Annotated in this window: 13 protein-coding genes and 2 pseudogenes; 10 read left to right on the plus strand and 5 right to left on the minus strand. The window is 66.3% G+C overall.

What is annotated here, in order from left to right:
* From BLV97_RS19645 to BLV97_RS19655, 3 genes and pseudogenes are all read right to left on the minus strand, one after another.
* Positions 1–380, minus strand: a pseudogene (locus BLV97_RS19645) (IS5 family transposase); the annotation flags it as partial.
* A gap of 47 nt (positions 381–427) precedes the next feature.
* On the minus strand, positions 428–1,237 hold the full coding sequence (gene dctP / locus BLV97_RS19650) for a TRAP transporter substrate-binding protein DctP (RefSeq protein WP_244521073.1): 810 nt from the start codon (positions 1,235–1,237) through the stop codon (positions 428–430).
* A gap of 239 nt (positions 1,238–1,476) precedes the next feature.
* Positions 1,477–2,259, minus strand: coding sequence for a COG4705 family protein (locus BLV97_RS19655; RefSeq protein WP_035840722.1), 783 nt, complete (start codon positions 2,257–2,259; stop codon positions 1,477–1,479).
* 258 nt (positions 2,260–2,517) lie between these two features.
* Between BLV97_RS19655 and BLV97_RS19660 the strand changes: the two genes are divergently transcribed.
* The 5 genes from BLV97_RS19660 (at position 2,518) to BLV97_RS19680 (ending at position 8,807) form a co-directional block, all read left to right on the plus strand.
* Complete coding sequence (locus BLV97_RS19660; RefSeq protein ID WP_035840720.1) at positions 2,518–3,855, plus strand: helix-turn-helix transcriptional regulator; 1,338 nt, start codon at positions 2,518–2,520, stop codon at positions 3,853–3,855.
* Between the two features lie 102 nt (positions 3,856–3,957).
* A complete protein-coding gene (locus BLV97_RS19665) occupies positions 3,958–4,332 on the plus strand; it encodes a response regulator transcription factor (RefSeq protein WP_035840718.1) in 375 nt (124 codons plus the stop codon).
* A complete protein-coding gene (locus BLV97_RS21690) occupies positions 4,329–4,679 on the plus strand; it encodes a hypothetical protein (RefSeq protein ID WP_143037591.1) in 351 nt (116 codons plus the stop codon). The genes BLV97_RS19665 and BLV97_RS21690 overlap by 4 nt, the downstream gene beginning before the upstream one ends.
* Positions 4,676–7,366, plus strand: coding sequence for a sensor histidine kinase (locus tag BLV97_RS19675; RefSeq protein WP_092164212.1), 2,691 nt, complete (start codon positions 4,676–4,678; stop codon positions 7,364–7,366). Before BLV97_RS21690 ends, BLV97_RS19675 begins: the two co-directional genes overlap by 4 nt.
* A 142-nt stretch (positions 7,367–7,508) precedes the next feature.
* Complete coding sequence (locus BLV97_RS19680; protein WP_051645958.1) at positions 7,509–8,807, plus strand: FliM/FliN family flagellar motor switch protein; 1,299 nt, start codon at positions 7,509–7,511, stop codon at positions 8,805–8,807.
* Positions 8,808–8,819: 12 nt separating this feature from the next.
* Here the strand turns inward: BLV97_RS19680 and BLV97_RS19685 are convergent, their stop codons facing one another.
* Complete coding sequence (locus BLV97_RS19685) at positions 8,820–9,260, minus strand: protein tyrosine phosphatase family protein (RefSeq protein ID WP_035840716.1); 441 nt, start codon at positions 9,258–9,260, stop codon at positions 8,820–8,822.
* Positions 9,261–9,432: 172 nt separating this feature from the next.
* Here BLV97_RS19685 and BLV97_RS19690 point away from each other — a divergent pair, with 172 nt between their 5' ends.
* The 3 genes from BLV97_RS19690 (at position 9,433) to BLV97_RS19695 (ending at position 12,266) form a co-directional block, all read left to right on the plus strand.
* Positions 9,433–9,759: a TraR/DksA family transcriptional regulator gene (locus tag BLV97_RS19690; RefSeq protein WP_035840714.1), complete on the plus strand. Its 327-nt coding sequence runs from the start codon at positions 9,433–9,435 to the stop codon at positions 9,757–9,759.
* A 34-nt stretch (positions 9,760–9,793) separates the two neighbouring features.
* Positions 9,794–9,982 (plus strand): hypothetical protein, encoded by a 189-nt coding sequence (locus BLV97_RS20960; protein WP_143037592.1) that lies wholly within the window; start codon positions 9,794–9,796, stop codon positions 9,980–9,982.
* A 193-nt stretch (positions 9,983–10,175) separates the two neighbouring features.
* Positions 10,176–12,266 carry a 3-hydroxyacyl-CoA dehydrogenase NAD-binding domain-containing protein gene (locus BLV97_RS19695; RefSeq protein ID WP_035840712.1) on the plus strand — a complete coding sequence of 697 codons (2,091 nt, stop codon included), beginning with the start codon at positions 10,176–10,178 and terminating at the stop codon, positions 12,264–12,266.
* 49 nt (positions 12,267–12,315) lie between these two features.
* On the opposite strand, the gene BLV97_RS19700 is transcribed toward BLV97_RS19695, so the two are convergent.
* Positions 12,316–12,534: a hypothetical protein gene (locus tag BLV97_RS19700; RefSeq protein WP_035840711.1), complete on the minus strand. Its 219-nt coding sequence runs from the start codon at positions 12,532–12,534 to the stop codon at positions 12,316–12,318.
* Positions 12,535–12,667: 133 nt separating this feature from the next.
* Here BLV97_RS19700 and BLV97_RS19705 point away from each other — a divergent pair, with 133 nt between their 5' ends.
* Together BLV97_RS19705 and BLV97_RS21695 are read left to right on the plus strand one after the other, a co-directional pair.
* The gene (locus BLV97_RS19705) at positions 12,668–12,925 is read left to right on the plus strand and encodes a DUF2312 domain-containing protein (RefSeq protein WP_035840710.1); all 258 of its coding nucleotides are present in this window, start codon (positions 12,668–12,670) and stop codon (positions 12,923–12,925) included.
* Between the two features lie 135 nt (positions 12,926–13,060).
* A pseudogene (locus tag BLV97_RS21695) lies at positions 13,061–13,288 on the plus strand (IS5/IS1182 family transposase); the annotation flags it as partial.
* Between the last annotated feature and the right edge of the window lie 806 nt (positions 13,289–14,094).

The following is a 14,094-nucleotide window of genomic DNA, read 5'->3' on the forward strand; positions in this document are numbered from 1 at the left end:
CTTGGTGTTCATGCCGCCCTTTGTCCGGCCAATCAGGCGTCCACGCCCCCCTTTTTCACGCCCATGCTGGTCGCTGTTCGGTGTGCCTTCAGGTAAGTGGCGTCGATCATCACAGTCTTCTTTTCGCCATGCTCGGCGGCCAGACCGGCCATCATCCGGGCGAAGATGCCCTTGTCACTCCACCGTTTCCAACGGTTGTACAGCGTCTTGTGCGGCCCATAGGCAGCAGGGGCATCGCGCCACCGTAAACCATTGCGATTGATAAAAATAATTCCACTCAACACGCGCCGATCATCAACGCGGGGTTTGCCGTGTGACTTGGGGAAGAAGGGCTCAAGACGCGCCATCTGCGCATCCGTCAGCCAGAAGAGATCAGACATGTTCACCGCTCGTTTTTCGAACTGTGAATCACGCGGCCAACCGGAAATCAATGGGTCCTGACCCTAAGCTTGTTCCAGGCGTCCATGCCCACGGTGATGTCCATGATGTCCACCGGCTGGTAAAGCGACATCATGCCCGGCGGTCCCATCGAGATGTATTTCGTCACCTGGCTGAAGCCGAGCGCGTAGTTGACCGCGGGGCCCACATAATCGGCCACGTCGATGGTGCCCTTCTCCAGCGCCGGGAAGATCTCGGACCCCGGCAGAACCGTGGTCTCTGCCCCGATCTCTCCGAATACGTCGGCCACCATGCCGCCCGGCAGGCGCATCTTGCGGCCGCGGAAATCGTCGATCGACCGGATCGGCACCTTGGAATGGATGATGTTCGGCCCGTGATGGACGGGGCCCACGAAATACATGCCTTGCGCGGCGTAAAGCTCGCGCGCCATCTCCAGCCCGCCCAGGCCGTAATAGAAGACGTCGAATTCATGCGGGTTGCGCAGGCCCAGCGGGTAGGAGCTGAGGAAAACCCCGGCCGGAATGATCCCCTGGGCGTAGATGGTGAAGGGGTTCACCGCGTCCAGCACGCCGTTCTTCACTGCGTCGTAAAGCTGGAAGTCGCCGACCACGTCATTGGCGCCGAAGGGTTGAAAGGCCAGTTCGCCGCCGGTCTTCTCGACGATGCTGGCGGACCAGTCCTTGAAGGTCTGCAGGCCCACGCCGCCGGGCCACGAGGATTGGATCTTCCAGGTTGTGCCCTTGGCCTGCGCCGAGGCGATATGCGGTGCGGCAAGTCCCGCGACGCTGGCGGCGGCCAGGGTGCGCAGGGCGTTTCTGCGATTTGTCAGCTTGTTCATGGTTCCTCCCTGTTCTCTCTGGCCTTCGTTGATCGAAGACCGGTCCGAGCAGGGCGAAACCGGCGATCCCGTCGGACGGGATGGCGGCGCGGGTCGAACTCCTCCTCGGTAGCAGGAGTTTTGCACGGCACACGTGATTTCACAAGTGATCACGTACGCGAGAGAATCCGGAAAGAAGACCGCGCCCCGACCATGGACGCATCGGGCATGTCCTGGGGTCGGGGTGCGGTCAATGCGCGTTACTGCACCGCCGTGCGAGGCGTTTCGCCGGGGTGGCGGCCAGCGCGTTGCGGGAAGATCAGGATGCAGACAACCATGAAGATCGCGATCACCGCCGACGCGATGGGTCGGCTCAGGTCCAGCCCGCCATGGCTGATCGGCTTGTCCAGGAAGTCCCCCACCGTGGCGCCCAGCGGGCGGGTCAGGATGAACGCGGCCCAGAACAGCAGCACCGTAGAGATGCGCGTGCGGTAATAGGCGATCGCGACCAGCGCGATCATGGCCGAAAAGACCAGCGCGCCGCCCTCATAGCCAAGCCCCGTCGAATCCGCCATCCAGTCGCCCAGCGCGGTACCGAGGGTCTGCGACAGGGTGATCGCGGCCCAGTAGAAGGCTTCGGTCTTCGGGGCCTTGACCGTCTCGACCGAGATCGAGCCTTGCGTCCGGTACCAAAGCCCCAGCACGGCAAGCAGCGAGGTCAGCAATATGGTGGTGCCGCCCAGATAGCCGACCCCCAGCGAACGATCCGCGAAATCCGCCATCGTCGTTCCCGCCGTCGTCGAGGCGACGATGGTCGCCCAATACAGCGCGGGGTGGAACTTCTTGGCCAGGATCTGGGCCGCGATCAGCCCGACCAACAGCGACAGAAACAGCCCCGTCGCGGCCAGATAGCCCCAGTTCAGCGTCATGCTGAGGGTATCGCCGCCGGTCTCGCCCAGGGTGGTGGCGGCGATCTTGATGATCCAGAAGCCCAGCGTCACTGCCGGCACCTTGGTCAGAACGTCCTTCTCGGTCGAAGTCATGTCGGCTCTTGGTCCTTGTCATAGTCTTCGGAATTTGATGAGCGTGACATTGGCGCCCCCAGTTCATCGACGCCTTTCGCCGATCTTACTTCGCGGTAAGGAATGGCCCCTTGCCGCGGTCCTGGCGGATATCGCCTGCGTTTGGCCAGGATAAAGCGTGATTGCCCTTTGTAAACTCGGCCAGGAAAATACCGCTATAATCAATTGTCAAAACAGTGATTTTCTGTCAACTTTCGCCAAGATAGCAGGAGAAGCCAGATGCCGCGGCAGGCGCTTGCGGGCAGCCGGATACGCGAACGGCGCACCGCGGCGGGGCTGCGGCAGGTCGATCTTGCGCGCCGGGTGGGGATCTCGGCCTCCTATCTCAACCTGATCGAGCACAACCGCCGCAATGTCGGCGCGGCGCTGCTGCGCAAGATCGCCGAGGCGCTGAAGGTCGACCCGGCGGCTTTGACCGAAGGCGCGGGCGCGACGCTTCTGGCCGGTCTGCGCGAGGCCGCGACCTCGACCGTGGCGGCGGGAACACCGGCCCACGACGCGCCCGAGCTTGACCGGATCGAGGAATTCGTCGGCCGGTTTCCGGGCTGGGCCGGCCTTCTGGCGCGGCTGCAGGGCCGGGTCGGGCATCTTGAGCGCAGCGTCGAGATGCTTGGCGACAGGCTGGCCCACGACCCGACCCTTTCGGCCGCGCTGCACGATATCCTTTCGGCGGTCACCGCGTTGCGTTCGACTGCCGCGATTCTGGCCGAGGACGGCGAGATCGAACCGGAATGGCGCGCGCGTTTCCACGCCAACCTGGAAGACGAAAGCGTCCGCCTGGCGGAAGGGGCAGGGGCGCTGGTCTCTTATCTCGATACACCGCGCCGCCGGGAACTGGGCGCGGTCCCGCCGCAGGAGGCCTTCGAGGGCTGGCTTGAGGCACGCGGCTATCATCTGGTCGATTGCGAAGGCGCCGCGTGCCCGGATCCCGAGGCGCTGGCGCCCGAGCTTCCCGCCGCCGCGCGGCGCCTGGCTGCCACCTATGCGCGGCGCTATAGCGAGGATGCGGCGGCGCTGCCCATGCCGGAACTGCTGGCCGCGCTGGCCGAGGTCGGGCCTGATCCCGGTATCCTGGCGCAGCGTTTCGGTCTGCCGCTGCCCCTGGTGTTTCGCCGTCTTGCCGCGTTGCCACCCGGCCGGGGCGACGGGGCAGAGCCGGACCCGGGGACGCCGGGGCGGATCGGGCTGGTGGCCTGCGACGGCTCTGGCGCGTTGATCTTCCGCAAGCCGGCCGAAGGTTTCGTGCTGCCGCGCTTCGGATCGGGCTGCCCGCTCTGGCCATTGTATCAGGCGCTGGCGCGACCGGTCACGCCGATCCGCGTGCCCCTGGAAACCGTCGGCCGCGGCCAGCGCCGGTTTCATGGCTACGCCTATTGTCAGCCCTCGTATCCGGGCGGCTTCGGATCGCCCCCCGTGGTCGAGGCCTGGATGCTGATCTTGCCCGACGATGGCCCCCCCACGACGCCGGCACAGGCGGTGGGGTCCTCGTGCCGGATCTGCGCGCGCTCCGCCTGCCCGGCGCGGCGCGAGCCTTCGATCCTCGGCGACGAAGGCTGATCCGGCGCGCTGCGAAGGGGCACGCCTGCGGCGAGTGTTCTTTTGACAGCCCGCCCCCTATTCGCGATAGTTCCACTCAGAGGAGAGAGGGGGGAGCGTCGGATGGGCAAGCATGTCCTTCTGATCGAGGATGAGCCGAATATCATCGAGGCGATCCGCTTCATCCTGACGCGGGATGGCTGGCGGGTCAGCGCCCATTCCGACGGCGCCGACGCGATGGCGGCGATCCGGGGGGCACGGCCCGATGTGGTGGTGCTGGACGTGATGCTGCCGGGGCGGTCGGGCTTCGAGGTGCTGCAGGAATTGCGCGCCGATCCGGGGATGGCGGCGCTGCCTGTCCTGATGCTGACCGCCAAGGGCCAGGATCGCGACCGCGAACAGGCCGCGCGCCTGGGGGCCACGCGCTTCATGACCAAACCGTTCGCCAATACCGAAATCCTCGACGCCGTCCGGTCGCTGGCGCTGGGGGCGGCGTGAAACCGCCCTCGGGGCAGCCCCTGTTCCTGGCGCGCCAAAGCTACCGGCGCCGGCGGCTGATGGATGCTGCACGGATGTTGCCCTTTCTGGGCGCCTTTCTGTTCCTTGTCCCGGTGCTGTGGGGCGGCGAAGGCGGCCGCGCCCGGGCGACGGCCGGCGACGGGATCTATCTGATCCTGGCCTGGGCCGCGCTGATCGTCGCGGCCTTCGTGGTGTCGCGCGCGCTGACGCGCTCGGCCGAGGCGCCGCCGGATCCCGCGGCCACACCCGCGCGCCCCGACCGCCCCGCTGGCGCGCCCGAAGATGCGGCGCCTGCCGCCCGGCCGGGGCCCGGGGCGGACCCATGATCCCCTTCAACATCCTTGTGCTCAGCTGCCTAGGCTATGTGTTCTTCCTGTTCTTCGTGGCCTTCGCGGTCGAACGCCGCGCCGCCGCTGGCGGGATCGGCTGGCTGCGCAGCCCCTGGATCTACACCCTGTCGCTGTCGATCTATTGCACCGCCTGGACCTTTTACGGCGCGGTCGGATCGGCGGCGCGGTCGGGTCTGGAATTCGTAACGATCTATCTGGGGCCGACGCTGGTGTTCATCGGCTGGTGGTCGCTGCTGCGCAAGCTGGTGCGGATCGGCAAGACCCAGCGCATCACCTCGATCGCCGATCTGATCTCTTCGCGCTATGGCAAGTCGAACGCGCTGGGGGTGATCGTGACGCTGATGGCGGTGGTTGCGGCCACCCCCTATATCGCGCTGCAATTGCAATCGGTGACGCTTAGCTTCGGCGCCTTCGCCTCGGCGGCGGGTGAGGGCGCGATGGTCCCCGATCCCCGCGTCACGGCGCTGTGGGTGGCGGTGGGGCTTGCGCTTTTCACGGTGCTTTTCGGCACCCGCAACCTAGACGCGAACGAGCAGCACCAGGGCGTGGTCACCGCGATCGCGGTCGAGGCGGTGGTGAAGCTTGTGGCGCTTCTGGCGGTGGGGGTCTTCGTGGTCTGGGGCGTGGCGGATGGCCCGGCCGATATCCTGGCACGGATCGAGGCCTCGCCGCTGGCCGAGTGGCAGATGCATCCGGCGCGCTGGGCCGGCATCACCTTCCTGTCGGCGGCGGCGGTGATCACCCTGCCAAGGATGTTCCAGGTTCTGGTGGTCGAGAACGCGGACGAGCGCCACCTGGCCACCGCCGCCTGGGCCTTTCCGGCCTATCTGTTCCTGATGTGCCTTTTCGTGCTGCCGATCGCGGTGGTCGGGCTGGAAACCCTGCCGGCGGGGTCGAACCCCGACCTGCTGGTGCTGACGCTACCCTTGCACATGGATCGCGGCTGGCTGGCGATGCTGGCGTTCCTGGGCGGCTTTTCGTCGGCCACGGCGATGGTGATCGTGGCGGCGATCGCGCTGGCGACGATGGTGTCGAACCATGTGGTGATGCCGCTGTGGCTGGCCGCCCGCTACGGCCGGGCGACGCAATCGGGCGATGTACGCGCGATCGTCCTGCGCGCGCGGCGGCTGACGATCGGCGGGGTGCTGGCGCTGGGCTATGCCTATTACCGCTTTTCCGGCGGCGGCGCGGCGCTGGCCTCGATCGGGCTGATCAGCTTTGCCGGGGCGGCGCAGGTGCTGCCGGCGATGCTGGGCGGGCTTTACTGGCGCGGAGCCACCCGGGCCGGTGCCGCGGCGGGGCTGATCCTGGGCTTTGCCGTCTGGCTGTACACGCTGTTCCTGCCCAGCTTCGGCGGCAATGCGCTGATCTCCGCGCAGGTGATGGCCCATGGCCCGTTCGGCATTGGGTGGCTGCGGCCGCATGCGCTGTTCGGGATCGCCGGAATGGATCCCTTGCTGCATGCGCTATTCTGGTCGCTGGCGGCCAACACGCTGGCGCTCTGCGTCGGTTCGCTGCTGACCTTTCCGAACCCGGTGGAACGCCTGCAGGGCGCGCAGTTCGTCAATGCCTTCGATCAGGCCGGCGGCACCCGTGGCTGGGCGCGCGGCACCGCCGAGGCCGAGGATCTGCTTGTCATGGCGCAGCGCATCCTGGGCGCGGAAGAGGCGCAGGCCTTCTTCCTGGCGGCCGCCCGCGGCCAGGGCAAGGCGGGATACCTGCCAGACACCACCCCCGATTTCCTGGAAAGCCTGGAACGCCGTCTGGCCGGATCGGTGGGCGGTGCGACCGCGCATGCGATGGTGGCACAGATCGTCGGCGGCGCGGCGGTGTCGGTCGAGGACCTGATGGCGGTGGCCAACGAGACGGCCCAGATCATGGAATATTCCAGCCAGATCGAGGTGAAATCCGAGGAATTGGCCCGCACCGCCCGCGCGCTGCGCGAGGCCAATGCCAAACTTACCAGGCTGTCGGTGCAAAAGGACGCCTTCCTCAGCCAGATCAGCCATGAGCTGCGTACCCCAATGACCTCGATCCGCGCCTTTTCCGAGATCTTGATGGAGGGCGGTCTGGACGCCTCCGAACGGGCCCGTTTCGCCGGCGTCATCCATGCCGAGGCGCTGCGGCTGACGCGGCTGCTTGACGGCCTTCTGGATCTGAGCGTGCTTGAGAACGGCAAGGTGCGCCTGACCTCCGAGCGTGTGGTGCTGCAGGTGCTGATCGACCGGGCGCTGGCGGCGGCGGGCCATGCCGGCGACACCCGCCGCGATTGGGTGATCGAACGCGACCGCGCCGCCGAGATGGTCGAACTGACCACCGATCCCGACCGGCTGTCGCAGGTGTTCATCAACCTGGTGTCGAATGCGCGCAAATATTGCGATGCGGCCCGCCCGAGGCTGCGCATCTCGGTGCGCCGGCGCGAGGGCCGGATCGAGGTGGAATTCGCCGACAACGGCGCGGGTATTCCGGCAGACGCCCAGACGATCATCTTCGAGAAATTCGCCCGGCTGGGCGACAGCTCGCACGCCGGCGGCGCCGGGCTGGGCCTGGCGATCTGCCGCGAGATCATGGCCCGGATGGGCGGTGCGATCACCTATGTTCCGGGCCAGGGCGGCGCGGCATTCCGCGTCAGCCTGCCCTCGGCAGCGGCCAAAGCCGCCTGACCGCCTGAACATCTGAACGCCGGTCGCGCCGCGGCCCGGCCTTTGCCGTGCGGCCCCTGTTTCGCCGGTCGGATTCCGTGTTGCGGTAACCATTCCTCAACCTAGACCTGACACAACTGGTTGGGTTGGCAGGATAATCGCTATGTCTGAATCGGAACAGGAGGGCGCGGCCGGGCAGGCAGGCTCGGCCCTGCGGCGCAAGGCCGTGGCCGGGCGGCCCACCGCCCAGGGGGCCGCCCTGAGGCCCGAGCGGGCGGTGCGCATGGCGTTGGCGCGGGCCGGACAGGGGGTGCCGGGGCTGGATCTGCGGGTCACCGACCTGACCGACAGCCGCCATGCCCTGGCCGAGCTTCTGGATATGGTCCCCGACCACGCCTTTCTCGCGATACTCGAGGGGCCAGCCGAAGGCCTAGGCCTTGTCGCGGTGGCGCCGCCGGTGCTGTCGGGCATTGTCGAGGTGCAAACCACGGGCCGCCTGGCGAAGGACGAGCGCCCGCCACGCAAGCCCACGCGCACCGACGCCGCGATGACCGTCGGGCTGATCGACAAGGCGCTGACCGAATTGCGTGACGAATTGGCCGGCACGCCCGATATCGTCTGGGCCGGCGGGTTCCATTTTGCGTCTTTCCTTGATGATCCGCGCCCTCTGGGCCTGTTGCTGGAAGATATCCCCTACCGCGTGTTCACGGTCACGGTCGCCCTGGCCGACGGCGCGCGCAGCGGCGCGATCGTGCTGGCGCTTCCGGCCGAGGGACGCGGGGCGCCGCCGGTGCAGGCCGCCGTGGACCGGCCCGATGTGCACGAGCACCAGGAATGGACCCGCGCGCTGGAAGATGCCGTGATGGCGGCCGAAGCCGAGATTTCAGCGGTTCTTCACAGATTGCGGGTGCCGCTGTCGGCCGTGATGCAACTGTCGCAGGGAGACATGATCCCGATACCGGCCGCGCAATTGGAGCGGATCGAACTGGAAGCGATCGATGGGCGCCGCCTTGGCGCGGGCCGGCTGGGCCAGAACCGAGGTATGCGCGCGGTGCGCCTGACCCTGATGCCGCAGTCGCGAAGCTCCGATGCGGGGGCGGACATGCCCGTCGCCGCGAAGGGCGCGGCCCTGCCGGCGACGCCGGAGGCCGATCTGGGCTTCCCCTCGCTGGATCCGGGGGGGGGCGATCCGCTGCCGGATCCGGTGCCTTCGCTTCCACTTCCCGGCGAGGATGGGGATCCGCTGCCGATGGCGACGCCCATGGCCGACGGTCTTGGGGGCGATCCGGCCGGCGGCGATCTGGGCGGTGACTTGGGCGGGCTGCAGATCGCCGCGCCGGGCGACGGCCTGGACCTGCCACTTCCCGATCCGATGGGGATTCCGTTGCCCGATCCGCTTGATCCGGGGGAGGATCCGCTTGGCGATCTGCCGCCGATGGCGAAGGCCGCGGGCGCCTCCTAGCGCGGCCGCCGCTCAGCCCCCGTCTTGCGCACGCGCGGCGAGGGTCTCGATGTGATCGCGCCATTTTTCCAGATCGTAGCCCCAGCGCGCCGCCGCCGCGATCATCTCGTCGGTCGGCATCTTGCCCGCCTGGCTAAGGGCCCACAGGATCGAACTGCGATTGCCCGAGGCGCAATAGGCGAAAACCTTGCCCGACGCATCCTGCAGCGCGCGGCCCTGGGTCTCGATGATCTCCATCGTCAACTGGCCGTGGCTCAGCGGGTTGGCGACGAAAACCAGCCCCTCGGCCTCGGCCAGGGCGCGCATGGTTTCGGCGCGGTGGGTATGCGGCACCTCGGTATCCGGACGATTGCATACCAGGGTGTGGAAGCCGGCCTCGCGGATCCGCGGGACATCCTCGGGATGGATCTGCGGCGAGACGGCATAATTTTCGGTGATGTGGCGAGGGTCCATTGGGGGTCCTTGTCGTCTGGGGCAGGGTATCGACGGGTTGGACATATCTAGGCGCAGAGCATTCCGGCGGCAACATGAGCCAGTTTTCGCCACCCTCGCAGGGTTGATCTGGATCAGGGTTGCCCAGTCACGCCGCTGTTACCATCTATCGTAATCATGGGAGCGCCGATGAATGCCTGCAAGCCCCGAAATAGTTGCCCGCAGAGTCCAGCTCGAAGCCCGTCTTGCGGATCTGACGAGGCGTATGGCGCAGATAGACAATGCGCTCGACCTCCCGCGTTCGAAGGATTGGGAAGAGCTTGCAACAGAACGGGAAGAGGACGAAGTCCTCGAAAACATGGGGCATTCGGCCCAGACAGAGCTGCGCCAGATCCGCGCGGCGCTGCGCCGGATGGAGGACGGAAGCTATGGCACTTGCGTGAAGTGCGGCGGCGAGATCGGACAAGAGCGGCTGGATGTCCTGCCCTACACCCCGTTTTGCCGCGACTGCGCGCCCTGATGGTCGGGAAGGGGGACACCTGGGAGGAAGGACCATGCCCGAAGCTGAAAGAGACCCTCATGTGAACGACAAGGCCCAGCGCGATCCCGCCTTGCGGATCGTCTTGGCCGAGTTGGAGTTGATATCGCGCCTGCTGCCGGTGCGTGGCCAGACCGCCGACGCCGCGGCAGAGGCTGATGCGGGCGACACCGATGAGGACCTGTTCGACAACATGCCGGTCTGATCGATGCCGGTCTGATCGCATGTGGCGGCGCCTTGGGGCTCGCCGCGGCTTGGCCTGCTAAGCGGACATCCGCCATCTGCGCCGGCCGCGTCGCGCCTGACGGTCCAAGCCCCAGCCCGTCCGGGGATTGCCAAGCTTCCCGGCCTACTTCTTAATGGCGTCAATTGTTTGCCGTAAAGAACGGGTGGGGGCGATGGCCGAGGCGGTACGCTGGAAGATCAGTGATGGCGTGATGGTCGTGACCGTCGAAAACCCGCCGGTCAATGCGCTGGACCATGCCGCGCGTCAAGGTCTTCTGGCCGCCGTCGACGCCGCCCAGGCTCCCGAAGTCAAGGCGATCGTGATTACTGGCGCCGGGTCGTCGGTATTCGCGGTCGGCGAAGAGATCGCCGCGGCTTCCGCGTCGGATCGGGTGCCGCTTTTGGCCGATGTGCTGGACCGGATCGAGACCTGCGGCAAGCTGGTGGTCGCGGCGCTGAACGGTCAGGCGCTGGGCGGCGGGCTGGAACTGGCGCTTGCCTGCCATACGCGGATCGCGCTGGCCACGGCCAGGGTCGGCTTTCCCGAGGTCAAGCTGGGCCTTCTGCCCGGCGCCGGCGGCACCCAGCGCACATCGCGTCTATGCGGCGCGGCGGAGGCGCTGAAGCTGATGCTTGACGGTGCGCCCATCGACGCGGCCACCGCGATGGCGATGGGGTTGCTTGACGGCGTGGTGGAAGAGGACCTTCTGGACCGCGCCGTGATCCTGGCCAGGATGCTGATCAACGAGGGTAAGCCGCCAAGCCTGACGCGCGACCGGCGCGAAGGCTTTCGCGACCCCCAGACCTACGCCGCCGCGATCGCCGCCGCCCGTGCGGTTGAGCGTGACAGCCGCCTTCCCGCGCCCGAGCGGATCATCGCCTGCGTCGAAGCCGCGATCTTGCTGCCGTTCGAGGCCGGCATGGCCTTCGAGCGCGCGGCGGCCGAGGATCTGGAGACGTCGAAACCCGCGGCCGGATTGCGCCACGCCGCCCGGGCCGAGGCCCGCGCCGCCCGCATCCCCGAGGCCGGCGCCACCCCGCGCCCGGTCGGCCATGCCGGGGTGATCGGCGGCGGCGTGATGGGGTCGGGTATCGCCACGGCCCTGCTGGGGGCTGGGCTGCGGGTGACGCTGGTGGAAGTCGACGAAGAGGCGCTGGCGCGTGGACTGTCCCGGATTGACGATCTGCATGAACGCGCCGTCGCCCGGGGCCAGCTAAGCGACACGGCGCGCGAGGGCGAATGGGCGCGCCTGGCCGGGGCGACCGCAATCGAATCGTTGCGTTCCGCCGATATCGCGATCGAGGCGGTGCCCGAGGACGAGGCGCTCGAGGCCGGGATCTTCCGCGATCTCGACCGGGTGATGCGGCCCGGTGCGATCCTGGCGACGAACACCTCCTGTCTTGATATCGACGATCTGGCGCGGGTTACCTCGCGCCCGGCCGATGTGGTTGGGCTGCGCTTCTTCTCACCGGTGCAGGCGATGCCGCTGATCGAGGTCGTGGCGGGCGCCCAGACCGCGCCCGAGGTGGTGACGACGGGGTTCGAGCTGGCGCGTCAGCTGCGCAAGTTCGCCGTCCGCGTCCGGGGCGGCGACGGGTTCATCGGCGACCGGATCTTTTCCGCCTGTGGCGCGGCGGCGGATTTCATGCTGGAAGACGGCGCGACGCCCGCAGCGGTCGACCGGGTGATGCGCGATTTCGGCTTCCCGCTGGGCCCCTATCAGGTGGCCGACATGGCGGGGCTCGACATCGCGTGGGCGCGACGTCAGCGGCTGGCGGACAGCCGTGACCCGTCGGCGCGCTATGTCGCGATCGGCGACCGGCTGTGCGAGGCCGGGCGTTTCGGCCGCAAGACCGGCGCGGGCTATTACCGCTATGGCGAGGGCAGCCGCATGGGCGCCGAAGACCCCGCGGTGACCCGGATCATCGAGGCCGAGCGCGCCGCCAAGGGCATCGTCGCGCGCAACTTCGATTATGACGAGATCCGCGACCGCTGCCTTTACGCGATGGTCAATGAGGGGGCGAAGATCCTGTCGGAGGGCGTCGCGCTGCGTCCGTCTGATATCGATCTGGTGATGCTGATGGGCTACGGCTATCCGCGCCTGCGCGGCGGGCCGATGAAGACGGCCGACATGATCGGCCTGCTGGCGATCCGCAATCGGCTGCGCGACTGGGCCGGGGATGAGCCCTTCTGGACCCCGTCTGCGCTGTTGGACGAGATGATCAAGGAAGGCCGCAGTTTCGACGACATGAACGCGGATTAGGTAGCCTTTGCGCGGCGGGCCGCCGCGGACCGGCTGGCATGGGCAGGCTTCAGCCTTTCAGGATGATGCCGAGCACGACAAGCAGCAGCCCGAACATCGACAGCCCCAGCGTGGCCATGTTCCACAGCACGATCTTTTGGAGGCGGGTGCGCATCTCGGCGTCGTCCAGCCCCGCGCGCCGGGCGCGCATCGCGGCGACAATACATCCGATGACGCCCGCCAGCCCCCCAAGGGACATCGCCGCGCCGACCCCGATCACCCAATCCATGCAGGTCCTTCCCTTGCGGTTCGCGCTTGGCCTAGCCCGAAGGCGCCGATCTGGCAAGGTCGGGCTTGATCGGCAGAGGGCCTGTGGGTAGGGAAGGGGCCTTGTCATTCCGCTCACAGCCTGGGAGCCAGCCATGAACGCCGCCGCCGACATGCAATACAATGTCACCGCCGAGGAACTGCGCCAGTTCATCGAGCGCATAGAGCACCTCGAGCAGGAGAAGAAAGATATCGCGGAGCAAATTAAGGAGGTGTTCGCGGAGAGCAAGGCGCGCGGGTATGACAGCAAGGCGATGCGTGCCATCTTGAGGATTCGGAAACGCGAGCCGGACGACGTTGCTGAAGAAGAGGCGGTCATCGAGATATACAAGCAGGCCTTGAACATGATCTGAGGCTTGCCAGGGTCAGGCCCCCTTGACCGGACCGCAGTCGTTCGGCCTGCGTGTTTCACGCGCCCGAACGGATCGGGGCATGTGGAGAAATCTATTCCGACTGACCGATGCGCAGCCTGCCTGGGCGAACCGGCTCTTGCCGATAGAGGCCGCAATGCGGACTGGCATCCGTGATGCCCTGAAAGACAAGCGGAGCCGGCGCTATAGCCCGGATGGAAAGCCCCGCGGAAGGCCCGCCAAATGCGATAGGCGCCGCAACCGCATCGTGATCATCTCGGGCGCAAGGATTAGCGGCGAGTGGCGACTCGTTGCGACGGGCGCCTCAAGGCCTTCCTGTCCGCCGTCGCTCTTGCCGCAATCGTCGCGCCCCGGCTATGCGTCCAGAGCCCAATCACCGCACAGGAAAAGCGAGAGCGCGCCACGCCGCCCTCCCTCCCCGGCGTCATCTGCGCGGGCGCAATGATCGTGCACATGACGGGATAGCTTCGCATGAACTGGCGAAACCATTTGTTTATCAAGAGGTTCGATGGAGAAATTTGGTGGAGCCAAGGGGAAACCCCGGAAAATCCACAACTACCTGATATATAACGCTATTGCAGTGTGATGTTTCGCTATGTGTCACACTGTAGTGTCACACCTGCTTTAATAGCAAGAGTGAGGTGTGCCCGGTGGGTCTGCACCCTCTGACTTGTCTCGTGAGTTGAGTGGCCCGGAATGGATTAGTGGCACCGTCACCTATTATAACTAACTGAAAAACAATAGGTATTTCTGGAAGTATCTTCTTCAGGGCTATCAGCAAGACAGTTAACTCATTGATATTACTAGGTTATGCTCCAGAAGTTGCGCCAGCGTTATGCTAACTAGTTGTAATCACTTGTATAATGCGGATCATTATAACCTAGATCATCCCAAGATATATAACTAAGCTATTGATCTTATATAGTAATCTGGACTGAAACAGATACCGGGCCTGTGTCTATGGAATGAAGGGCTAAGCTAAGGCTAACCGGGGCAATCCGCACAGAGGCTGCCCTGCCTGTCTATGGAATGGAGTGTCAAGGCTTCCCCGGATCGAAACTGAACCGCGCCGGGTTTGCCGGAGGCTCCAACTCCTGAGTAGGATGGAGCATCATGAGCAAGACGACGAACAAGTTTTCCCCCGAAGTGCG

The sequence above is a fragment of the Allgaiera indica genome (assembly GCF_900106675.1).
GTDB classification, from domain to species: Bacteria; Pseudomonadota; Alphaproteobacteria; order Rhodobacterales; family Rhodobacteraceae; genus Acidimangrovimonas; species Acidimangrovimonas indica.

Bases quoted from the DNA above. Each gene is read 5' to 3' on its own strand.
- BLV97_RS19665 (WP_035840718.1), top strand. From the start codon at position 3,958: ATGGGCAAGCATGTCCTTCTGATCGAGGATGAGCCGAATATCATCGAG.
- BLV97_RS19705 (WP_035840710.1), top strand. From the start codon at position 12,668: ATGAACGCCGCCGCCGACATGCAATACAATGTCACCGCCGAGGAACTG.
- BLV97_RS19690 (WP_035840714.1), top strand. From the start codon at position 9,433: ATGCCTGCAAGCCCCGAAATAGTTGCCCGCAGAGTCCAGCTCGAAGCC.
- BLV97_RS19675 (WP_092164212.1), top strand. From the start codon at position 4,676: ATGATCCCCTTCAACATCCTTGTGCTCAGCTGCCTAGGCTATGTGTTC.
- BLV97_RS19680 (WP_051645958.1), top strand. From the start codon at position 7,509: ATGTCTGAATCGGAACAGGAGGGCGCGGCCGGGCAGGCAGGCTCGGCC.
- BLV97_RS20960 (WP_143037592.1), top strand. From the start codon at position 9,794: ATGCCCGAAGCTGAAAGAGACCCTCATGTGAACGACAAGGCCCAGCGC.
- BLV97_RS19655 (WP_035840722.1), bottom strand. From the start codon at position 2,259: ATGACTTCGACCGAGAAGGACGTTCTGACCAAGGTGCCGGCAGTGACG.
- BLV97_RS19660 (WP_035840720.1), top strand. From the start codon at position 2,518: ATGCCGCGGCAGGCGCTTGCGGGCAGCCGGATACGCGAACGGCGCACC.
- dctP (WP_244521073.1), bottom strand. From the start codon at position 1,237: ATGAACAAGCTGACAAATCGCAGAAACGCCCTGCGCACCCTGGCCGCC.
- BLV97_RS19695 (WP_035840712.1), top strand. From the start codon at position 10,176: ATGGCCGAGGCGGTACGCTGGAAGATCAGTGATGGCGTGATGGTCGTG.
- BLV97_RS19685 (WP_035840716.1), bottom strand. From the start codon at position 9,260: ATGGACCCTCGCCACATCACCGAAAATTATGCCGTCTCGCCGCAGATC.
- BLV97_RS19700 (WP_035840711.1), bottom strand. From the start codon at position 12,534: ATGGATTGGGTGATCGGGGTCGGCGCGGCGATGTCCCTTGGGGGGCTG.